This is a genomic window from Candidatus Sulfidibacterium hydrothermale, assembly GCF_020149915.1.
Taxonomy (GTDB): domain Bacteria; phylum Bacteroidota; class Bacteroidia; order Bacteroidales; family F082; genus Sulfidibacterium; species Sulfidibacterium hydrothermale.
Genome location: NZ_CP083760.1, coordinates 1,150,940 through 1,173,074, shown reverse-complemented (window position 1 = coordinate 1,173,074; position 22,135 = coordinate 1,150,940). Strand labels below are relative to the sequence as shown.

The 22,135-nt window shown below is 43.5% G+C and carries 17 protein-coding genes; 6 read left to right on the top strand and 11 right to left on the bottom strand.

Translation table 11 applies throughout. The annotated features are described in order from the left end of the window. The first annotated feature begins 8 nt into the window (after window positions 1-8). Entirely contained in the window at window positions 9-2,411 is a 2,403-nt protein-coding gene (locus LA303_RS04575) for a TonB-dependent receptor (RefSeq protein WP_240526755.1), read from the top strand. A 228-nt stretch (window positions 2,412-2,639) separates the two neighbouring features. On the opposite strand, the gene porD is transcribed toward LA303_RS04575, so the two are convergent. Genes porD through LA303_RS04555 form a run of 4 tightly spaced genes read right to left on the bottom strand, consistent with a single transcriptional unit; the run spans window position 2,640 to window position 5,918 of the window. After that, a complete protein-coding gene (gene porD / locus LA303_RS04570; protein WP_240526754.1) occupies window positions 2,640-3,542 on the bottom strand; it encodes a type IX secretion system protein PorD in 903 nt (300 codons plus the stop codon). Between the two features lies 1 nt (window position 3,543). Further along, window positions 3,544-4,746: a bifunctional phosphopantothenoylcysteine decarboxylase/phosphopantothenate--cysteine ligase CoaBC gene (coaBC, locus tag LA303_RS04565; protein WP_240526753.1), complete on the bottom strand. Its 1,203-nt coding sequence runs from the start codon at window positions 4,744-4,746 to the stop codon at window positions 3,544-3,546. Between the two features lie 31 nt (window positions 4,747-4,777). Further along, window positions 4,778-5,113 (bottom strand): DNA-directed RNA polymerase subunit omega, encoded by a 336-nt coding sequence (locus LA303_RS04560; protein WP_240526752.1) that lies wholly within the window; start codon window positions 5,111-5,113, stop codon window positions 4,778-4,780. A gap of 10 nt (window positions 5,114-5,123) precedes the next feature. Continuing rightward, entirely contained in the window at window positions 5,124-5,918 is a 795-nt protein-coding gene (locus LA303_RS04555; protein WP_240526751.1) for an outer membrane protein assembly factor BamD, read from the bottom strand. Window positions 5,919-6,224: 306 nt separating this feature from the next. On the opposite strand from LA303_RS04555, the gene LA303_RS04550 reads away from it, so the two are divergent. Beyond that, entirely contained in the window at window positions 6,225-7,310 is a 1,086-nt protein-coding gene (locus LA303_RS04550; protein WP_240526750.1) for a 3-oxoacyl-ACP synthase III family protein, read from the top strand. A 28-nt stretch (window positions 7,311-7,338) separates the two neighbouring features. Here the strand turns inward: LA303_RS04550 and ung are convergent, their stop codons facing one another. Continuing rightward, window positions 7,339-8,064: a uracil-DNA glycosylase gene (gene ung, locus LA303_RS04545; protein WP_240526749.1), complete on the bottom strand. Its 726-nt coding sequence runs from the start codon at window positions 8,062-8,064 to the stop codon at window positions 7,339-7,341. Window positions 8,065-9,222: 1,158 nt separating this feature from the next. Continuing rightward, window positions 9,223-10,692 carry an aminotransferase class V-fold PLP-dependent enzyme gene (locus tag LA303_RS04540; protein ID WP_240526748.1) on the bottom strand — a complete coding sequence of 490 codons (1,470 nt, stop codon included), beginning with the start codon at window positions 10,690-10,692 and terminating at the stop codon, window positions 9,223-9,225. Between the two features lie 420 nt (window positions 10,693-11,112). Between LA303_RS04540 and LA303_RS04535 the strand changes: the two genes are divergently transcribed. The 4 genes from LA303_RS04535 to LA303_RS04520 are packed head-to-tail and all read left to right on the top strand — an operon-like array spanning window position 11,113 to window position 16,955. Further along, window positions 11,113-12,063: a lipoate--protein ligase gene (locus LA303_RS04535; RefSeq protein ID WP_240526747.1), complete on the top strand. Its 951-nt coding sequence runs from the start codon at window positions 11,113-11,115 to the stop codon at window positions 12,061-12,063. Window position 12,064: 1 nt separating this feature from the next. After that, the gene (locus LA303_RS04530; RefSeq protein WP_240526746.1) at window positions 12,065-15,040 is read left to right on the top strand and encodes an FAD-binding and (Fe-S)-binding domain-containing protein; all 2,976 of its coding nucleotides are present in this window, start codon (window positions 12,065-12,067) and stop codon (window positions 15,038-15,040) included. After that, window positions 15,037-16,113 (top strand): hydrogenase formation protein HypD, encoded by a 1,077-nt coding sequence (hypD, locus tag LA303_RS04525; RefSeq protein WP_240526745.1) that lies wholly within the window; start codon window positions 15,037-15,039, stop codon window positions 16,111-16,113. The genes LA303_RS04530 and hypD overlap by 4 nt, the downstream gene beginning before the upstream one ends. Before the next feature lie 59 nt (window positions 16,114-16,172). Then, window positions 16,173-16,955 carry a hypothetical protein gene (locus LA303_RS04520; RefSeq protein WP_240526744.1) on the top strand — a complete coding sequence of 261 codons (783 nt, stop codon included), beginning with the start codon at window positions 16,173-16,175 and terminating at the stop codon, window positions 16,953-16,955. Between the two features lie 5 nt (window positions 16,956-16,960). On the opposite strand, the gene LA303_RS04515 is transcribed toward LA303_RS04520, so the two are convergent. From LA303_RS04515 to LA303_RS04495, 5 genes are all read right to left on the bottom strand, one after another. Further along, window positions 16,961-17,875 (bottom strand): ribonuclease Z, encoded by a 915-nt coding sequence (locus tag LA303_RS04515; protein WP_240526743.1) that lies wholly within the window; start codon window positions 17,873-17,875, stop codon window positions 16,961-16,963. Window positions 17,876-17,878: 3 nt separating this feature from the next. Beyond that, a complete protein-coding gene (trxA, locus tag LA303_RS04510; RefSeq protein ID WP_240526742.1) occupies window positions 17,879-18,307 on the bottom strand; it encodes a thioredoxin in 429 nt (142 codons plus the stop codon). Beyond that, complete coding sequence (locus LA303_RS04505) at window positions 18,304-18,723, bottom strand: thioredoxin family protein (protein WP_240526741.1); 420 nt, start codon at window positions 18,721-18,723, stop codon at window positions 18,304-18,306. The genes trxA and LA303_RS04505 overlap by 4 nt, the downstream gene beginning before the upstream one ends. 330 nt (window positions 18,724-19,053) lie before the next feature. After that, window positions 19,054-20,241 carry an ATP-binding protein gene (locus LA303_RS04500; protein WP_240526740.1) on the bottom strand — a complete coding sequence of 396 codons (1,188 nt, stop codon included), beginning with the start codon at window positions 20,239-20,241 and terminating at the stop codon, window positions 19,054-19,056. Between the two features lie 262 nt (window positions 20,242-20,503). Further along, a complete protein-coding gene (locus LA303_RS04495; RefSeq protein WP_240526739.1) occupies window positions 20,504-22,135 on the bottom strand; it encodes a dynamin family protein in 1,632 nt (543 codons plus the stop codon).

Here is a 22,135-nt window from a genome sequence, read left to right as displayed (position 1 = left end):
CAATTTTCATGATTTTGCTCCTGTTTCCTTTTGTTTTACAGGCGCAAAATACCCTTTCGGGTAAAGTTTATGACAGCAACGATCATCAACCGCTTGCCGGAGCCAACGTCATTCTGGGAAACGGTTTCATGGCTGTAGCCACCAACAGTAACGGAAATTTTTCGTTTACACATCTTAAACCCGGCGATTACCTCTTAAAAGTAAGCTTTGTGGGGTATCACACCAAAACCATCAAAGTACATCTTCAAAAAAACAAACAGCTGGATATTCCCCTTCAGCCGTTGAGCTACATGAGTGACGAGGTGATCATCTCCGCTACCCGGGCAACAGCAGCTTCTCCCACTACCCATGAAAACATTAACGGGAAAACCCTGAACAAAAACAATTCAGGACAAGATCTGCCCTTTTTGTTGCAGATGACGCCTTCCATGGTCGTAACCTCTGATGCCGGTGCCGGCGTGGGATATACCGGAATGCGAATTCGCGGGGTGGATCTGACCGGAATCAACGTCACGTTAAACGGCGTTCCGGTAAACGATGCCGAATCGCAAGGCGTTTATTTTGTCGATTTACCCGATCTGGCGTCCTCGGTCGATAACATTCAAATACAGCGGGGAGTTGGTACTTCCGGTAACGGTTCGGCAGCTTTCGGTGCCAGCATCAACATCAAAACCGATCATTTTAATCCGGATGCCTATGCCGAAGTCAGCAGTTTTGCCGGGTCGTTTAATACTTTTAAAAACACCGCATTGCTGGGTACAGGACTCCTGAACAAACACTGGGTTTTTAATGGGCGTTTTTCGGATATCCGCTCAGACGGTTACATCGACAGGGCATTTTCAAAACTGCGTTCAGGATACCTTTCGGGCGGTTATTACGGTAAAAAAGATGTGGTAAAAGCCATTGTGATGATGGGACACGAAAAAACCTATCAGGCATGGTACGGCGTTCCTAAAGACAGCCTGAAAACAAACCGCACCTACAATCCGGCCGGAGCCATTTACGATGCAAACGGCAAATTTCTGGGATATTACGACGATCAAACCGATAATTACACCCAGAATTACTATCAACTTCATTATGCACACCAGTTTAACCAAAAACTTGATCTGGCAGCTGCACTTTTCCTGACCCGTGGTTTTGGATATTATAACTCTTACAAGAACCAACAAAAGTTTTCTAAATATGGAATGAATGATACCATTATCGGAAACGATACCATCTCCCGTACCAACCTGATTCGCCAAAAGTGGCTCGACAACTGGTTTTACGGTATTAATCTCACCGGGAATTACAAGACCATCCGGAGTACACTCTCTTTCGGCGGAGGCTGGAACTACTACGATGGCGACCACTACGGAAAAATTGTCTGGGCACAGGTAGCCCGTTTGGGAGATTACGACCGGAACTGGTACTTCAACACAGGAGAAAAAACCGACGTGAACATTTTTGCCCGGTGGCATTATCGTTTCACGGAAAAATGGAGTACCATGGCCGATGCGCAATACCGCTATATCGACTACAGCATCAAAGGAACCCACGACGACCTGCGGGATTTAACCCAGGAACATTTTTTCCACTTTTTTAATCCGAAAGCCGGTATTTCGTATGCCTTAAACCCCAAAAACAGTTTCTATTTTTCGTTGGGGGTTTCTCATCGCGAGCCCAACCGCTCTGTTTACCGTGATGCCGATCCGGGACAAGACATCCGGGCTGAACGGCTTATTGATTATGAACTTGGATATGAACTTTCGGGAAATAACATTGCTTTAAAAACCAATATTTACTACATGGACTACAAAGACCAACTGGTAATGACCGGAAAAATAAATAATGTGGGAACAGCCATTATGACCAACGTACCCAAAAGTTATCGGGCAGGAATTGAGATATCCACGGTGTGGAAATGGTCTAAAACACTCGTGTGGAATGCCAACATGAGCCTCAGCCAAAATAAAATCAAAGACTTTACCGAATACATCGATAATTGGAACTATTGGGATGATCCGGCACATCAGCCTCTCCAATACGAAAAATATCTCGGCACTACCGACATTTCCTTTTCCCCCGATTTGGTAGCCGGAAGCATCCTCACCTGGACGGCGGCTAAAAACTTTCATATCGCCTGGATCTCAAAATATGTATCCCGGCAATATATTGACAATACATCATCCAAAGAGCGGAGCCTTGATCCTTACTGGGTAAACAATATAAAACTGGATTATACCCTTTACTTAAAAGGAATCAAATCGTTGTCGATGGTGGTGCATCTAAACAATATATTCAGTGAAAAATACGAAACCAATGCCTGGGTTTACCGCTATGTTTACAACGGTGTGGAATCAGAAATGAACGGATATTTCCCGCAGGCTGAGTTTAACTTTATGGCCGGCATTAATTTAAAATTCTAATACTGTTTGCCAATCAAAGCGCTTTTGGTTCATATCAATCCCAAAAGCGCTTTGATTTAGTATCGCATAAGGTTTATCGCACAAAAAACTTATATTGACAAAAGAGAAAGGCTGAACAGTCATTCAAGGGGAACAAAGTAATCTTTTAATAATCAATGATACGATTTTGCAGGATTCCTTCTCTCCCGACCGGAAACCGGAAGAATGGCTTTTTGGGCTTTCTCTTTTTTATCGTTGTTGTAATACTTCGCGATAGCGCATCCCGTTAGGCGCATCAATCTGACTCATCAAAGCAACCATTTGGTTTTTCTCGGCAGGCGTTGCTTTGGAAAAGATCTGAATAATTTCATTTCTTTTGGCATCTAACAGCAACTGCATCGCATAAAGTCCGGGACGTTTGTCATATACCTTTTTCAGCAAAGAAAGCGAGGACAGGATGACTTTCCGGCCTCCGGCCACATCATTATACATTACATCCATCCCTTTACGATGATACCGGTACAAAAAAATACGCAACGGCTCATAAGCTTTGTTCAGATACTGTTCAACAAAATGATACCGGTTTTTTTCACTTTCAAACGACTGCCATCCGGTATAACCTGAATTCTGGGCCGTTTGAACCACTGTCATGGCATGATTGTAAAACACCGTACCGCCATCAAGGGCAAAAGAGTCGAAATAAATCCCCAACATCATATTGGCATAAAAAGCCAGTAACGAAGTGAGATTATCCGAAAAAGTATTTTCCGAAAAATTCATAGCCTGTGATGGTTGATATTTAAACCGGATGTTTTTATCAATCATATTCAAAAGCGGCGAGTTGTAATTGCTGTTGAAAACCGGACGTTGCAAAATAATACTGAACGTTCCGGTAAAATCTTCATTATTGGCAATCCGGGTAACCGTAAAAAGTAAGGTACATTCGATTTTCTCTTCCGGAGCAAAATGATAATCCGACCATTTCCGGTTATTGATAAACTCCGTCATGGCCGTTTTCAGATCGCTGACCACACTCCGGTCAAAACCTTGAACCTGCTGGGTATTAATTTGTACTTTACAGTTGAATTCCTGTGCCAGGGCACCGGAAACAGTCAGTATCAACAGAACAAGCAACAGACCGGCATGCTTCATTTTATTTCTCCATCAAATTTTTTATCACGGAAAGAATATCTTCAGCTACAGCATCTTTTGTTTTCAAGGGATATGTTTTTACCATTTCGTCAGCGGTAATCACGGTAATCTTGTTGGTATCGGTTCCAAACCCGGCTCCTTTGTCTCTCAAAGAATTCAAAACGATCAAATCCAGGTTTTTCTTTTTCAGTTTTTCTTTGGCATGTTCCAGTTCCTGTTCGGTTTCCAATGCAAAACCGGCCAGAATCTGATCTTTTCTTTTCATTTTTCCCAGTCCGGCCAGAATATCGGCCGTTGGCTTCAGGTGTATAACATCAGGACCGTTAGCTTTTTTTATTTTCTCCGAAGCAGTTTCTGCCGGTGTAAAATCAGCTACAGCTGCTGCCATTACCGCAATATCTGTTTCCGGGAAAACCTGTTTACAGGCTTTTTCCATCTCTGCTGCCGTAGTAACAGAAAGGGTTTGAATTCCCGGAAAATCGGTTTGAATATCCGTCGGTCCCATAATCAGCCGGACATCAGCTCCCTGGCGGGCAAATGCCCGGGCAATAGCCCATCCCATTTTTCCGGAACTACTGTTTCCAATAAACCGAACCGGATCAATCGGTTCATGAGTAGGACCTGCGGTAACCATCACTTTTTTCCCGGCAAAAGCTCTTTCACCAGAAAAAAACCGGGTTAACGCTTCTAAAAGGACTTCCGGCTCTTTCATCCGTCCCTTGCCTTTCAATCCGCTGGCCAGTTCACCCTCTGCAGGTTCGATATAATGATAGCCCAAACGGATCAATTGTTGAATATTTTGCTGTACCGTGGGATGCTGAAACATGTCCAAATCCATGGTAGGAGCAAAAAACACCGGACAGCGTGCCGAAAGCACCACAGTAAGTAAAAAATTGTCGGCAATACCGGCAGCCATTTTAGCCATGGTATTCGCGGTAAGCGGAGCCAGCAAAAAAGCATCGGCCCACAACCCCAGCTCCACATGACTGTGCCAGCTTCCGTCGTCTTTTACATAATAGTCAGAAAGTACCGGCTTTTCAGATACTACCGATAAAGTAAGTGGTGTAACAAACTCTTTGGCAAAAGGCGTCATGATCACCTGAACTTCGGCGCCTTCTTTTTTCAACAACCGGATAAGCAAAGGAATTTTGTAGGCGGCAATGCCTCCCGTAATGCCTACAATAATTTTTTTTCCTTTGAGCATGCCGGTTTTCTTTTATTCCACGGCTTTCAAACTAAAAGTCGAGTGCTTTTTCTTTATGTGGATTTCGGATATAAATTTCTCCGTTCAAAAATTCATGAATAGCCAACAAAGTGGGCTTGGGAAGTCTTTCGTAATATTTGGCAATCTCGATCTGTTCCCGGTTTTCAAAAACTTCTTCCAGATTGTCGTTGGCCGAAGCAAATTCGGAAATTTTCTTATCCAATTCCTGTTTTAGTTCCTGAGCAATCTGGTTGGCACGTTTCGACAAAACCACCACTGTTTCGTAAATGTTTCCGGTTTGCTCATAAAATTTCTCTTTATGACGCGTAACGGCTGTGGTTTCTGTTTTCACTTTTTTGTAGTCCATGATTGTTTATTTATTTTAAATGTAGTTTTGCTTTTTCACTTAACGGTTTCAACTCCGGTAAATATTTGCTTTTGGGGAAGAGAAACAACAGATTGTTGTAAGCTTCCACCATTTTTTCATAACGTTCCTTTTGTTTTTCCACAACACTTTTGCTGGCATATTCATAATAAGCCTTGGCAATGTAGTACATGTATAACTCTCTGCTGTCGCTGTTTGGATAATCATTCAGCAGGTTCTTGAACGAAGTAATTGCGGCTTGGTAACTTTCCATCCGGTAATAGAGATAAGCCGTTTTAAACTCTTTAATCTCCAGCTTTTTATGCAGATTATCCATCAACTGCGTTGCTTTTCCTACCCTGGGACTGTTAGGATACCGGTTAATAAAAGCCTGCAGCTCCTGCAATGCTTTGTACGTATTGGTTTGGTCCAGCTCAGGGCGGGGCGAAGTCAGATAAGTACAGTACGCCTGCAAATAAGCCGACTCTTCAGCATGCTTACCTTTCGGATACATCTGTTGGTACTGGTGAAAATAATAACTGGCCAGCTGGTAGTCTTTCATCTGAAAATAACAGTTGGCCGTATAGTACGTCAACTTCTCCCCTTTCTCCGTTCCCTGATAAAAGGTTCGTAGCATATCAAAGAACTCCAGCGCCTTTTTAAAATCACCATTTTCATACAGGTCTACCCCCGTTTCATACTTCAACGTATTATCCGGACTCTTTAAAATCTTTGAATAATCGTGACATCCACTGCTAACTACTATATAACCAGTAATTAACAAAAAAATCCAAGCCTTTTTTAGCATGCGGCAAAATTATAACAATTTATTGAAGTACAAAACGAAAAAAAACACGGAATGGTATATTGTACGCTGTTTTTTTCTTATTCCGCCTGCTTTTTATTCAAAGTCCGTGAAAAAACGACGTCTATAATCGGCTTTTTCGGCTTCTGTAAAAAAACTTGCTAACGTCTCTGATGCAATGCTGAAAAGGGAACGGAAGAGACTGCGATTCCAAAACCGGCCCCGGTGTTCATAAAATCATTCCGTGCTTTTTTGCCTTGGTTTTAAAATTTTCTTTTATTTGCCTTCCGGTAAACAAGAGTCAAAATCATGAAAAAACGTTATTCCGTTATCCGGGGAACCGGGAAATACATTCCCACACAAGTTGTCCGTAATGAAGATTTTTTAAATCACAAATTTTACGACGAGAAAGGGGAGAAATTTGAAACCGATACCCGCGAGATCGTCGAAAAATTTGTCAACATTACGGGAATCAAAGAACGCCGTTATGTTACGGATGACCTGGTCGCTTCCGACATCGGCTATTTTGCTGCCAAAGATGCCATCGAATCGTCAGGAATCGATCCTGAGAGCCTTGATTACATCATTTTTGCCCACAATTTCGGAGATGTTCCGGCACACAACCGCCACACTGATCTGGTACCGGCATTGGCATCACGGGTAAAACACAAGCTGGGTATTGTCAACCCGCGAACAGTTGCTTTTGATTTGCCTTTTGGTTGTCCGGGCTGGGTACAGGGCATGATTCAGGCCAACTATTTTATCCGTTCGGGAGATGCCTCCCGCGCACTGATCATCGGTGCCGACACGCTCTCGCGTATCTGCGACCCGCACGACCGCGACAGCATGATTTATGCAGACGGAGCCGGAGCTACCATCATCGAAGCCATCGAAAGCGATCAGCCGGTGGGTATCCTTTCGCACGTTACCCGTTCCGACACGCTCGAACATGCTTTTGAACTCTGGATGGACAAATCGTACGATCCAAAATATACCGGCAACGAAGTTTACCTGAAAATGTATGGGCGGAAACTTTACAACTACGCCTTAACCAATGTGCCGTCTACCGTAAAAGAAAGTATCGAAAAAGCCGGCCTGGATATTCATGACATCAACAAAATTCTCATTCATCAGGCCAACGAAAAAATGGACGAAGCCATCATTACCCGGCTTTTCCGGCTTTACGGCATGAAATCGTATCCCAAAGAGCTGGTTCCCATGTCCATCTCCTGGCTGGGGAACAGTTCGGTAGCTACAGTACCCACACTACTGGATATCATCCTGAAAAACGAAATGGAAGGGCAGCATCTTTCAGCAGGCGATCAAATTGTTTTTGCCTCTGTAGGTGCCGGACTCAATATTAATTCCATCGTGTACCGCTTTCCTGAAGAATAAAATCTGATTCGTACGGAACAGAAAAATATTAACGGGTTGTTTTCTCTTCTCCGGAGCCGGGGATTTGTATTGGCCCTACCGGGTTCCAGTCAATTTCGCCCATACCATTTGCCCGTAAAATAGCATTGGTTTTCGAGAAATGACGACATCCAAAAAAACCTTTGTGTGCCGAAAAGGGCGAAGGATGTGCCGCTTTCAGCACAAAATGCTTGGAAGTATCAATTAAGGTTTCCTTTTCCTGGGCAAAACGCCCCCAAAGCAAAAACACAATACCGGCACGCAAATCGGAAATGGTCCGTATCACTTCATCGGTAAAACGTTCCCATCCTTTTCCCTGATGCGATCCGGCCTGGCTGGCCCGCACTGTAAGGGTGGCATTCAGCAACATCACCCCTTGCCGAGCCCATTTTTCCAGATTACCGGTAGCCGGAATAGGAATTCCCAAATCGTCGTGCAACTCTTTATAAATGTTTTGTAACGAAGGAGGGATCCGTATTCCGTCAGGCACCGAAAACGCCAACCCCTGGGCCTGTCCGGCTCCATGATACGGGTCCTGACCAAGGATCACCACCCGTACCGCCGTTAGCGGAGTCAGGTTAAAAGCCGAAAAAATCAGTTTCCCCGGCGGATATACCGTGTGTTGCCTGACTTCTTCCCGCAAAAATTGTTTTAAATTTTCAAAATATTCTGCTTCAAACTCCTCCCGGAGGGCTACCTGCCAGCTCTCTTCAATATCCGGTAACGATTTTGCCATGGTTTCTCTCTTTTAAACAATAAAATCGGCAAATTCTTGTTATTCTGATAAAATGTGTCTTTCTTTGTACCGACTTCTAAATTTGTGTTGCAAGTTATGAAAAAAATAGCGATTCTGATTTCCGTCCTTTTATTTGTTGCCATGCTGTTCACCTCATGTGCATCCACCAACAATGCAGGCTGTGCAGCCTACAACAATGTCAAAAAATACCAGAAAGAAGTCAAATATTAAATCCGAAAACGACAAGGTTGTGCATCTTGCAGGTCGTTACCCTGTTGATCATTCTTCACTTATCATCAAACCAAGTATTACAAGTACTTAAAATGCCTAAAATTTAAAGTGCCTAAAGTGAAATCCCAAAAAGCAAAAAATCAAATCACAAACGAAATCCCAAATACCCAAATTTCAAATAATAAACCATTGATAATCACTACTTATTCATCGTTTGAGCATCCGCTCGAACAATAATTTCCCGGACTCATCTGCGTCAAATACGATGAAATGTAATTGTATTGGAGGAGTCCCGGAGGGACGACTTACCACCATTGACTCTGAATTTATTCAGAGGCCGGTGTTCAATCCTTTCGGGATTGGTTGCCGCAGTTTTTTGGTTGAAGAATATGCGTGTAAAATTTTAAAAGGTAAGAAACAAAACTCAAAGGAAATCCCAAAAAGCAAAAAATCAAATCACAAACGAAATCCCAAATCACAAAAATCAATCGGTTTGTCCTGCTGTCCGTAGTCACAAACTGATGCCTTCGGCAGACTCCTATGAAGAACAACGCGAAGCATCTTTTTAATACCATGATTATTTTTGAGATCCTTCACTCCGCTGCGCTTCGTTCAGGACGACAGCAAAAAACACAGGTAAATCACAGGAAATCAACTAATAGTCAATAACTAATGACCAAAGTTTGAAATCACAAAAAAATCTCAAACGCCCAAACGCAAAATACAGACACTAAACAACTGATAATCAACCACTAACACTCATCGTTCTACACTTATCGTTCATCCTTCCCAATGACCAGTGACCAATGTCCCCATTTCCCGCTAAAGCATAAACATCCCACATCTTCACATCAAAAATCTTCCATCCTCACATCCTTCCATCTCCACATCTTCACATCCTACCTCCAAGCATCCCTACATCCGAAATCAGTCCAGCGTAAACCACGAAGCAATCAGGGCATCCCGGTTTTTATCTTTTACATGGTAAAACTCATTGGATACCGGGTCGTAACGATAATCACGCGACCATTCTTCATGATGTGCCGCTATTTGTTTTACCGCATCAATAATGATATCCAGTTCTTCATCGGTCATGGTAGGATGTAACGAAACGCGCACAAAACCCGGTTTTTTTGAATGATCGCCCCGGTTAATCATCTCCGTAATACGATGTGATTCTTCCGGTCCGATACCCAGTAAAATATGACCATAAGTGCCGGCACAGGCACAACCGCCCCGTACCTGAACGCCAAAACGGTCGTTCAAAATACGCACCACCAGATTGTAATGCACTTTATCCATATAAAACGAAAAGATCCCCAGTCGTTCATGCACGTTATCCGCTAAAACATGCACCCCCGGAATATCTTTAAATCCTTCAAACGCTTTTTCCACCAGTTGATGTTCCCGTTCCCGGATAAGCTGGGTATCCATCTGCTCCTTCACTTCAATGGCTAAAGCGGCCCGCATGGCTTGCAAGAATCCGGGAGTTCCGCCGTCTTCGCGCAATTCAATATCATCAAAATACATGTGTTCACCCCACGGATTGGTCCATTCTACCGTACCGCCACCCGGCTGATCCGGCACCCGGCGATTATACATTTTCTTATTAAAAATCAACACACCCGGTCCGCCAGGGCCGCCTAAGAATTTATGCGGCGAAAAGAAAATCGCATCCAGATACTCTTTTTCATTTTCCGGATGCATATCAATATCCACATAAGGTGCCGAACCGGCAAAATCAACAAAAGCCAGCCCGCCATGTTCATGCATAATGCCGGCCAAAGTATGATACGGCGGTTCCACACCGGTTACATTTGAACAAGCAGAGAAAGAACCGATTTTCATCTTCCGGTTTTCATATTTTTTCAGTTGCCTGCGCAGCTCATCCGGATTGACCAGATTATTTTCATCAGGCTGCAACAGCACCACTTCCGCAATAGTCTCCAACCACGAAGTCTGATTGGAATGGTGCTCCATGTGTGTAATAAACACCACCGGACGTTCTTCTTTCGGTGTACATTCGCCATTATCCCAAACCGCACAATTTTTAAAACCCAAAATGCGCTGTAATTTATTCACCACTTCCGTCATTCCAAAACCCGCCGTAATGATCACATCATCCGGTCCGGCATGAACGTGCTCTTTAATTTTTTTGTGGGCATAATGATACGCTTTGGTCATCAACGTACCGGTTTCCGAGGTTTCGGTATGCGTATTGCCCACATACGGACCGATTACTTTGGCCATCTTCTCTTCGATGGGAGCATATAACCGGCCACTGGCCACCCAATCGGCATAAATCATCTTTTTCCGCCCATACGGGGTTTCAAAATATTGTTCGTTCCCAATGGTATTCTTTCTGAATTTCTCAAAATGCTTTTCCAGATCTTGCATGGCTTTTATGCTTTAATTGCTCTTGTACAGGCATAAAAAAAACAGTCTTTCAAACGAATAGACTGTTTTTTAATATGGTTCTGCTTTCAGACAACAAGCCTGACAACAACAAAAACCGGTACAACAACAATGATTCATGTTTATAATTTTTATGTTGCTGCAAAGATAAAACTTTTCCGGCGTTTGCAAATGATACTGTATTTTAAAATGGTAAATGCTGATACTCAATCAAAGTGCTTTGGGGATGAAATGAGCAAAAACACATTTTGATTTGTAACCGATACGACAGGGATTTTTGCGACGTCCAATTTTTAACAATCCCCACTTTTTCTGTAAAATATATAACGCCATCTTGCTGGCAACAAAACTATTTTCGCAAATCTTCTACCTTTGTCCTGTTGATAAGTTTTTGTGCAAAATATGATCTTTATCTGTCGTCCGCAAACCGACCCGTTTTTTAATCTGGCCGCCGAAGAGTTTTTGTTGAAAAACAAAACAGACGACATCCTCATGTTGTGGCAAAGCCACCCGTCAGTAATCGTAGGGAAACATCAAAACACTTTGGCCGAAGTCAACATCGACTATGCCCGCGAAAACCACATCGCCGTTATCCGGCGCATTTCCGGCGGCGGTACGGTATATCACGATCAGGGAAATATCAATATCAGCCTGATGACAACCGTTTCCAAAAACAAAAACCTTATTGATTTTAAATCATTTACCCGGCCCATCAGGGATTTTCTTCACCAATTCGAACTGAAAACAGCTTTTGAAGGGAAAAACAACCTGACCATCAACGGTAAAAAATTTTCGGGCAATTCAGCCCATGTATTCAAAAATAATGTGTTACATCATGGCACCCTGCTGTATCAAACCGACCTGGAAAAACTGGAGAAAGTAACCCGCCCGAACAGCAAGAACATCGCTGATAAATCCATCAAATCCATCCGGGCCCACGTAACGAATATTGCCGACTTTCTCTCTCATCCGCCATCAACCGACCGGTTTCGGGAAGATTTAAAACAATTCCTTAAAAGACATTATTCCATTCACACAGAAAGGCCGCTCTCCAAAGCAGAAGAGCAAGCGATTGAGAAACTGGCCACCGAAAAATACAAAAACTGGCAATGGACTTTTGGTTACTCTCCCCGATACCGCATCCGGCAACAATACCAAACGGTGTATGGTACTTTTCAGGTAGATTTAGAGGTAAACGACGGATTGATCCGGCAAATTACATTGCTTTTCGAAAACAAAAGGCTGGAAAAAATTGAACAAAAACTTTTGGGAAAAAGACATTCGAAAGAAACCTTACTCCCGTTGTTAAAAGGAAACCGTTTTTCAGAAACTATTATTGAGACGCTTTTTTAAAATGAAGGAAAAAGAAGAACAAATTTTAAGGAAACTGGCCGCCTTTCAAATGGATTTTGAAGGCGAAATTCTGGCCGATGATGCCATACGGCTGATGTACGCTACAGATGCTTCGGCATACCGGGAAGTTCCGCTTGCCGTAACCTATCCTAAAAACAACAGCGATATTAAAAAACTTATCCGCTTTGCCAACGAGAATCACACCGCTCTGATTCCGCGAACCGCAGGAACATCTTTGGCCGGACAAGTGGTGGGAAACGGCATTGTGGTAGATGTTTCCAAACATTTCAACAAAATACTGGAAATCAACAAAAAAGAACACTGGGTAAGGGTACAGCCCGGCGTGGTACTGGACGAACTGAACAAAATACTGGCACCCACCGGTTTGTTTTTTGCTCCGGAAACCTCCACTTCCAGCCGGTGTATGATGGCCGGAATGCTGGGAAACAATTCCTGTGGTGCCCATGCACTGGTGTACGGCAGCACCCGCGACCATACCATCGAAGTAAAAACATTACTGAGCGATGGCAGCGAAGCTGTGTTCGGCCCGCTTTCCACAGCAGCTTTTCATGAAAAATGTAAGCAACAAAACCTGGAAGGAAATCTCTACCGTAAAATTCGCGATATGCTTCAGGACGAAGCTATCCGCAAAGAAATTGAGACCCAGTTTCCGGTTCCGGAACTCAAACGCAGAAATACCGGTTATGCCATCGATTTGCTGATGCAAACCGATCCTTTTATACAAAACGGCGTTCCCTTTAATTTTTCGCGCCTTTTGGCCGGATCAGAAGGCACCCTGGCTTTCACCACCGAAATCAAGCTCAACCTGGTACCGCTTCCCCCCAAAAACAAAGCATTGGTTTGCGTTCACTTGGACACCGTAGCCGAATCGCTAAAAGCCAATCTCATTGCCCTGAAATTTCATCCCTACTCCATTGAATTGATGGACCAGGTTATTCTGGAACTCACCCGCGAAAATATCGAACAACGAAAGAACCGTTTTTTCGTAAAAGGAAATCCGGGAGCTATTCTCATTGTGGAATTTGCCGAAGAAAATGAGGAAACCATCCGGCAAAAAGCGGAAGCCATGGAAAAAGCCATGCGGCAAGCCGGACTGGGTTACCATTTTCCGGTGGTTACCGGCGACAAAATCGACCGGGTTTGGGATTTACGTAAAGCCGGACTGGGAATTCTTGGCAACATGCCCGGCGACAGCAAGCCGGTTCCGGTTACCGAAGACACAGCCGTCCTGCCCGAAATGCTTCCCGATTACATTGCCGAATTCGAAAAAACCATTCTGCACAAATACGGCAAAGAAGTAGTCTATTACGCCCATATCTCCACCGGAGAGCTGCATATCCGTCCGGTACTCAACCTGAAAGACCCGAAAGATGTGGAGCTCTTTTACAAAATCGGAAAAGAAACAGCCCTGCTGGTAAAAAAATACCGCGGATCACTTAGCGGCGAACACGGCGACGGACGTCTGCGGGGTGAGTTTATCCCGCTCATGGTGGGCGACAAAATCTATAATCTTTTTAAAGAGATAAAAAACACCTGGGATCCTAACCACATTTTCAACCCGGGAAAAATTACCGATACCCCGAAGATGAACACTTTCCTGCGGTACAAACCCGGACAGGAAACTCCCGAGATCAAAACCTATTTCGATTTTTCCAAAGATTTAGGCATTGTCAGGGCTGCCGAAAAATGTAACGGCACCGGACTTTGCCGGAAATCAGCCGCCATTGGCGGCACCATGTGTCCCAGTTACATGGCTACCCGCGATGAAGACAAGACAACCCGGGCACGAGCCAACATCCTGCGCGAATTTATTAGCAAACCCAACCAGAAAAATCCGTTTGACCACGAAGAAATTTACCGGGCACTCGATCTCTGCCTGATGTGTAAGGGCTGTAAATCGGAATGTCCGTCCAGTGTGGACATGACCAAACTGAAAGCCGAATTTTTACAGCACTATTACGAAGCCCACGGCGTTCCGTTGCGTTCACGGCTGATTGCCAACATTGCCAAGGTCAATAAACTGGGAAGTTATTTTCCTGGTCTTTACAACTTTTTTCAACGCAACAAATTCCTTTCACAGCTGAGTGCTAACTTTTTCGGTTTTGCTCCCCAGCGGCAGTTTCCGCTGATTTCTAAAATTCCACTGGACAAATGGGTGCGAAAAAACCGGAAACAGTGGGACAGTCAACAATTTCCTAATGGGAAAGTATATCTTTTCAATGATGAATTTACCCGGTTCAACGACACCGATGTGGGAATTAAAGCCATTCTGTTACTCACAAAACTGGGCTATCAGGTTGTGCTTCCAAAGCATCTTGAAAGTGCCCGTACTTATCTTTCCAAAGGACTGGTAAAAAAAGCCAAGCAAATTGCCAATACCAATATCCGGATGTTAAAAGACCTGATAACCGAGGACACTCCCCTCGTGGGGATAGAGCCTTCGGCGATTTTAACTTTCCGGGATGAATACATCGACCTGGCCGACAGCAATCTGCGAACAGAAGCGGAAAAACTTGCCAAAAATTCCCTGATGATTGACGAATTCCTTGAACGGGAAATGAAAGCCGGTAAAATTTCCAAAGACCGTTTTACCGAAACCCGCCGTCACATTAAATTACACGGCCACTGCCATCAGAAATCGCTGGCTTCCACAAAACCCACCTTGTTTGTACTGGGATTTCCGAAGAATTATACCGTGGAAGAGATTCCCAGCGGCTGTTGCGGCATGGCCGGAGCTTTTGGCTACGAAAAAGAACATTATGAGCTCTCCATGAAAGTGGGCGAACTGGTTTTGTTTCCGGCCGTACGAAACAGCAGCAAAGAAACGCTGATTGCTGCCCCGGGAACTTCCTGCCGCCACCAAATCAAAGACGGTACCCAGCGTACAGCACTGCACCCGGTTGAAATTTTATATGATGCCCTGAAAGAAACAGAAAAACTAAAACAGAGCTTATGAGCGAAAATCAGGAAACAGAAATTGTCCATCTGGTAAAAAAAATAGAACAAGAAGTTACCCAACCGGTACATCTGCTTAGTGCGTGTAGCGGTTATCAGGTGACTTTACAAAAATACGGGCTGGAGCCCCTCCTGCCGGAACTTCTCCGGATTCATCATGCAACAGGTTGCCCTGCTTGTCTCCTGGGGCCTGATTTTATCGACAAGCTGATTGCCTACAGCCAACGAAATAATGTCATCATTGCCACTTATAACGATTTATTAGGAATTCCGGGGAGTCAGGCATCGCTCGAAAAAGCCCGCACAGCCGGTGCTGATATCCGTGTGGTTTCCAACATCTGGGATATGCTGCTGCTGGCTAAAAAAAACCGGCGCAAGCGGATTGTTTTTCCGGCCATCGGATTTGAATCGGCAGCATCATCCACAGCAGCAGCTATTTTGCAAGCCAAAGTAGCCGGTATTTTTAATTTTCAGGTTTTAACCGGACACCGGAGACTACCAGCCTGTATGGAAAAAATTCTTCAAAAAAAGGATTTCCCTGTTCACGGAGTCCTCACTTCGGCAAGGGTAGCTGCCAGTATGGGGAGTCATTATTTTTCTTCCCTTTCCCAAAATTACCAGATTCCTCAGGTTATCAGCTCCTACGAACCTGAAATTTTACTTCAGGCCATTCTCTCGCTGGTAAAACAAATCAACCGACAAACCACCGAAATTGAAAATTTCTTTCCCGAAGCAGTTTCGGAAAAAGGAAACATCAAATCACATCAATTACTCGATGAAGTTTTTGAAATTACAGCTGGTGACTGCACAGGCCTGGGAACAGTAAAAGATTCCACATTCCGCATCAAAAATGAATACCGGATGTTTGATGCAGAAAAGGTGTTTTTTGATGTTCAGCTTCCCGATCCGGCAATTGCCGAAGGATGCATTTGTGGTGAAATCATAAGCGGAAACAAAAAACCACAGGCATGTAAACACTTCAGAAAAGACTGCCATCCGGTCCAGGCTCTCGACACCTGTATGCATGCCGAAGAAGGCCCTTGCCGGGTAGAATACCTTTTCGGAGAAAAGTAGTCTTTGCAGAAAAAAAATTTGATGTACATTTGAATCATCAAAAACAGAGACAACCATTGATGACACACCGGATAAAATATCTTCTTTTTTTGCTGCTGATATTCTGGTTTACACCAGCATTCAGTCAGTTTGATACAGAAACGGTTCCGGACAGTGTGGTCAACAAAATTCTCTACAGCCGTATTCGCACGTTCGGCATTACGGCAACCAACCTGGGTTATGGTATCCGGTACAAAACCGGAAAACGACTTTCTTATTTCAAAACCCGCATGTGGGAATTTGAAGGCGTGTACATGTATTCGTATAAACAGGTCCGGCTGCTTAACCCGTATTATGCTTATGCCAAAAAATATGTTTACGGCAAACTGAACGATGTTTTCTTCCTGCGGGCCGGCCTGTCATGGAAAAAACTGCTCAATCAGAAACCTTACTCCGGCGGAGTGGAAGTACGGCTGGCTTATGGCGGTGGTTTCAGCCTTGGCCTTGCCAAGCCCTATTATTTGTATGTAATTTATTACCATGAAATCAGTCCGGGACAATACACCTACGAAACGCGAACAGAAAAATTCGACCCGGCCAATAACTCATGGGATGATATTTACGGTCGGGCACCTTTTACCAAAGGGTTTGGAGAAATTACTTTCCATCCGGGGATTTACGGAAAAATTGCCCTGAACTTTGAGTTTGGGAAAGTTCAAACCCGTGTAAAATCGCTGGAAGTCGGGGCAAACATTGATATTATTCCGGGCGGAATCATCATTATGTCCGGACAAAGCAACACCGTTTTCTATCCTACGCTTTATCTGACTTTCTCACTCGGAAAACGATTCAATAAATATTGATTCGATCAGACTCCGGGAATATATTTTTCGCCCTGCCGGGATAAAAATGTATCAGGAAACACCTGCCGGGCTTCGTGAAGCAAATGCTCCGGATCGCGAAACCGGGCCGAGAAATGACCCAGCAATAATTTCTTTACTTTGGCTTTGGCAGCAATAGTAGCCGCTTGCCGGGCTGTTGAATGGCGTTTTTCAGCGGCCTGTCCCGCCATCGAATCATCAAAAGTAGCTTCATGATATAATAAATCGGCGCCCTGAATAAACGGAATAATGTCTTCGTCATAAGCCGTATCCGAACAATACGCATAGCTTCGCGAAGGAAACGGATCATGGGTTATTTCCCGATTGGGTAACACTTTCCCGTCAGGCAACTCATAATCGGCTCCCTGTTTTATCCGGTGCATTTGCTCCACTCCCGGATGAAAACGGGAAACAAAATCTTTATTCAGGTTCCGCTCTTTCTGCTTTTCCTTAAACAGAAAACCCCATGTCGGCAAAGAATGTTTCAACGGAAAACTGTGTACTTCAAGCAACCGGTCTTCATAAAGCAAAGCGGCATGCGACAAAACATGAAAAACCAACGGAAAATGCAGGTGTGTTCCGGAAATATCAAGCTGCATCCGGATAATTTCCTCCAACGGCTCCGGACCATAAACATGCAAAGGAACCTGACGTCCGTATAAATGCAGTGTAGAAATCAACCCTACCAAACCGAAGTAATGATCGCCATGTAAATGGCTGATAAAAACATGAGAAAGATTCCGGTACGAAATGTTGTACCGGATCATTTGCATTTGTGTTCCTTCCCCGCAATCGACCAAAAACCGCTGACGCCCGTAGCGCACCATTTGTGCTGTCGGATTCTGCCACGACGTAGGCACCGCCGAGCCGTTTCCCAGGATGGTTATTTCAAAATCGGACATGATTTAGGCTTTCAATGCCGCATTCACCGCTTTCATCAAAACCGATTTGGTTTTTACACCTACAAATTTTTTAAACGGTTTGCCGTCTTTAAAAATAATAATGGTGGGGATATTACGGATGCCAAGCTGGGTAGCCGTACGCTGATTATGTTGCACATCCAGTTTGCATATTTTGGCCTGGTCACTGATTTCTTCCGCTATTTCGCTGACTACCGGCCCCTGAATCTTACACGGCGTGCACCACTCCGCCCAAAAATCCACCAGCGCCACCCCTTTGGCAATCTGTTTTTTAAAAGTGGCATCGGTAAGAATAATCAACTTATCACTTGGCGGCACTTTCGACATGGAAGCCACCAGCTTATAGCGGCGGTAAAACGAAAAGATAAGTGCGGCAAACAAAATGCCGAAAATAATCCAGAAATAAGTATTCATGATAAATGCCGTTTAATTTGATTAATTAAATATTCTTTACTTTGGATGCCAGGCATTTGCAATACAATTTCGCCGTTTTTCATCAACAACAGAAACGGGATATTACGGACTCCAAAACGGTCAGCCAGCAACCGGTTATCACTTACATTAATTTTTCCAATATGAAGTTTATCCCCAAACCGTTTTGCCAGCTCATGATAAATTTTGTCCTGGGCAATACAGGCACTGCACCATTCGGCCCAAAAGTCCACCAGCCACAAACCACGTTTTAAATGGTTTTCCCAATTCATAAAATGAATGTTTACAAAGCCGTTTTCCATAGCGGAGGCAAAGATAGAGTTTTTTCCATATTTCAATAAAGCCGATGCCGTCCAAAAAGTATAATTTACAATGGATACTGTTTTTCCATCTTTCACTGTAACTTATACGTTTTCACTTTTCAAATCTTGTTCGACTAAAAAAGAGGGAGACGCTTGTTTTTTATTTACTGTCCGTAGGATGCCTATAAAGAGCAACGCGAAGCGTCACTACTATAATTGTTTTTGAGTTCCTTCACTACGCTATACTCCGTTCAGGAGGACAAACCGGAAAGAGAGAATAAAATCATCTTTCAGGCCGGACCAGACCTGAAAGGTGGAGAAAACCAGCTATATCCATTTTTTCTGTTGCTTAATCTGTCGTTTCCACTTTTCAAGTCCTGTTCGACTTGAAAAGTGAGTGGTTCCTCGATTTTACCAGGTGAAAATCTAAAACAGCGTTTCGGGTTCAATTTCCAGGAACTCCTGCCAGGTAAGACCCGAAGTTCCAACCAACAAAACTTTTGCAGGCTGGTATTTCTTTTTGAAAGTTTCCATTCCTTTTGTTGGTTTTGTTTTTCCGCTTTTCACCTCTATCCCTATTAATTTATCCTCTTTTTTAAGAACAAAATCCACTTCTTCATTTCTGTGTCGCCAGTAAAACAACTGATATTTTCCTTCTCCCGCTTTATTTACCAAATGGGCTCCAACAGCAGATTCTATAATTTGTCCCCATTTTACAAAGTTTTGTCTGACGGTGGAAAAATCATCATTTGACAAAGCGGAAAACAATGCAGTATTTTTTACTTGCCATTTAGGCGATGAAGTTCTTTGCCTGTACTTTTCAGTATAATATTTTGAGATTCCGGCAAGTAACCCCGCCGTATCAAGCAAATGTAAATAGTGTGATACAGTAGTTGTATTACCTGCATCTTGCAGTTGTCCCAACATTTTATTAAAAGACAATATTTGTGAGGAATACATAACCCCCAATTCAAAAACCTGTCGCATTAACGCCGGTTTACCAATTTTCGTCAGAAACAAAATATCTTTTGAAATAGTGGTTTCTATTAATGCATTCCGTACATATTCTTTCCACCGGTTTTCGTCGTCAATCAACGGTGCTGTGCCGGGATATCCACCGAACCACGCATACTGTTCTGCATTTATGCCGAAACATTCTTTCATTTCCCGAAAACTCCAATGCGGGATTTTTATTAATTCAAAGCGGCCTGCCAACGATTCGGTTAAACCTTGCTGTAACATTAAACCCGATGAGCCCAACAAGATAACTTTTAAGTTGATCTTGTTAAAAGTGTCGGTATCCCATAACTTTTTTACCGTTTCACTCCAATTATTTATCTTTTGTACTTCATCAATTATCAGTAAAAATTCATCCCTTTCCGAGGAGTTCAACCGAATACGGGCAGTTTCCCACTGTTGTTCAATCCAAACACTGGATGCATTCGGAACATCGTCTGCAGTTACATAGGTAAAAGGAATGTCCGTTTCGTTGCAAAGCTGCCTAATAAGGGTGGTTTTCCCCACTTGACGGGGCCCTGTTATCACTTGAATAAACTTTCTCTCCCCGCTCATGCGTTTTTTAACTATTTGAAAATAAGCTCTTTTGTATTCCATAATTTGCAAATATAACAATTTACTCAATACATTGCGTAAAAATACTCAATGCTTCTCGTAAAAATTTCTATAAACATACTGAACTACTAAAAACCAGCATCACACTTTCCATAAGAAATACGCTTTATCCGGGAATATCTTTCATCTTTCAGGTCGGACCAGGCCTGAAAGATGGAGAAAACCAGCTATATCCATTTTTTCTGTTGCTTAATCTGTCGTTTCCACTTTTCAAGTCCTGTTCGACTTGAAAAGTGAGTAGTTGTTACTCCTTTTCCGGAGCAAAAGCAGTGAGTTGCTCAATATAAGCACGGATTTCTGTTTCGCCCGAGTGCTGTTCGGCCAGCAAATGTTCGATGCTTTCCAGCTTTTCGGTGATGTAGTGCAGGGCTTCGTCGTGCGATTTTTTGATGGCTGCATTGATATTTTGGGTAAGGATGGAGATAAGCCGTCGCAGGTTTTTTTCGGCTTCATCCGGCAAACGACGGGCAAAAACGTTACGGAATGTATTTCTGAAAAAACGCATGGGAATCAAAAACCACAACATATCAATATGGCTTTCAAAAGCCCACGAAGTGATGATATCGGGTTTTTCGAGTGGTTCTACCGTAACCTGAAAATCTTCCTCCGGCAGTTGCACATGCAACACTTCGTTTATGCGGTGATTTAATCTTTCGCGAAAATGGGTAATGTAATTGTTCAGATGGTTTTGCGCATCAGACAACAGCGCATTGGCAAAAGGATGTTCTTCTTTTTCAATACGATCCAAGGCCTTAGCCATGTGATCTTTTAGCCATTGCTCATATTTTCTGGATACTTTATTAAGATTTCCTTTCCACTGATCATATTGCTCCTGAAATTCTTTAACCAGCCACTTTTCCAATACGTCAAGATGTTGTCCGAGCAACCGTTTTTCCAGTTCATTACGGGTATTTTCCTGATAACTTTGGGCGATGTAGCGCAACTCTTTCCGGATAAAATTCAGTTTCATCTGCTCATCCAGAATTTTATTCTTCAGTGCCAACCGTTCATTTTCAGCTTTACTGGCCAGATTCAATCTGATTTCAAGATAACTTTTAGTTAACCGGCGCAGGTGTTCCAACTTATGATTATAAATACTTTGCTGGGTTTCGGCAAGGTGGCTGGACAAATGATCAAGAACTGTGGTTTGAATTTGGTGTCTGAACCGGCCGGTGGTATCTTTAATGGTATAAGGAAAAATCCGGAATTTTCTGTTTACCGCTTCCTGCGTTTTGGTTTCCAGAAAAGCCATTACTTCATCCACTTCCGATTCACTTAACAGATCGGTTTTGCTCAGGACAAGATACACCTCCGGACTTTGTTCGGCTGCCGTTTTAATCACTTCCAGATCATTCTCGGATAACGGCTGGGCTGCACTGATGACCACAAAAGCTGCACCGATACGGTTAAACCAGTTTTCGGTAACGGTGGTGTTGTGCTTAAAAGCACTGCCAAGCCCCGGCGTATCAATCAAACGCAGCTTTTCAAAATCTTTTAACTCGGGAAGTTCGATATCTACCAGATAAACTTCTTTTTTATTCTCCGGATTTTTCTTTTCGGTAACATAATCATCCAACTCTTCCGGAGCAATTTCAAATTTTGAACCGTCCAGCCGCGTAATAACGACCCGGTCTTTGGGCGCATACGTCAGCCGTGTAATAATCGCCGTCACCGGCAAAACTCCCATCGGAAGAATATCGCGCTGCAGAAAACTGTTGATCAGCGAACTTTTCCCCGCTTTAAACTGACCTAAGATCACAACATCCAGCCACTGACTCGACTGGCTAAAGTTTTTCAGGTCATCTGCTTCGCGCAGGATATTCCGGAAATCCTGCTCGCGTGCAATATGTTGTATGGTTGTCAACAAATCCTGCAT

Bases quoted from the DNA above. Each gene is read 5' to 3' on its own strand.
- LA303_RS04515 (WP_240526743.1), bottom strand. From the start codon at position 17,875: ATGTCCGATTTTGAAATAACCATCCTGGGAAACGGCTCGGCGGTGCCT.
- LA303_RS04575 (WP_240526755.1), top strand. From the start codon at position 9: ATGATTTTGCTCCTGTTTCCTTTTGTTTTACAGGCGCAAAATACCCTT.
- LA303_RS04555 (WP_240526751.1), bottom strand. From the start codon at position 5,918: ATGCTAAAAAAGGCTTGGATTTTTTTGTTAATTACTGGTTATATAGTA.
- LA303_RS04550 (WP_240526750.1), top strand. From the start codon at position 6,225: ATGAAAAAACGTTATTCCGTTATCCGGGGAACCGGGAAATACATTCCC.
- coaBC (WP_240526753.1), bottom strand. From the start codon at position 4,746: ATGCTCAAAGGAAAAAAAATTATTGTAGGCATTACGGGAGGCATTGCC.
- LA303_RS04500 (WP_240526740.1), bottom strand. From the start codon at position 20,241: ATGGAATACAAAAGAGCTTATTTTCAAATAGTTAAAAAACGCATGAGC.
- LA303_RS04530 (WP_240526746.1), top strand. From the start codon at position 12,065: ATGAAGGAAAAAGAAGAACAAATTTTAAGGAAACTGGCCGCCTTTCAA.
- LA303_RS04540 (WP_240526748.1), bottom strand. From the start codon at position 10,692: ATGCAAGATCTGGAAAAGCATTTTGAGAAATTCAGAAAGAATACCATT.
- LA303_RS04535 (WP_240526747.1), top strand. From the start codon at position 11,113: ATGATCTTTATCTGTCGTCCGCAAACCGACCCGTTTTTTAATCTGGCC.
- LA303_RS04495 (WP_240526739.1), bottom strand. From the start codon at position 22,135: ATGCAGGATTTGTTGACAACCATACAACATATTGCACGCGAGCAGGAT.
- ung (WP_240526749.1), bottom strand. From the start codon at position 8,064: ATGGCAAAATCGTTACCGGATATTGAAGAGAGCTGGCAGGTAGCCCTC.
- LA303_RS04520 (WP_240526744.1), top strand. From the start codon at position 16,173: ATGACACACCGGATAAAATATCTTCTTTTTTTGCTGCTGATATTCTGG.
- hypD (WP_240526745.1), top strand. From the start codon at position 15,037: ATGAGCGAAAATCAGGAAACAGAAATTGTCCATCTGGTAAAAAAAATA.
- porD (WP_240526754.1), bottom strand. From the start codon at position 3,542: ATGAAGCATGCCGGTCTGTTGCTTGTTCTGTTGATACTGACTGTTTCC.
- trxA (WP_240526742.1), bottom strand. From the start codon at position 18,307: ATGAATACTTATTTCTGGATTATTTTCGGCATTTTGTTTGCCGCACTT.
- LA303_RS04560 (WP_240526752.1), bottom strand. From the start codon at position 5,113: ATGGACTACAAAAAAGTGAAAACAGAAACCACAGCCGTTACGCGTCAT.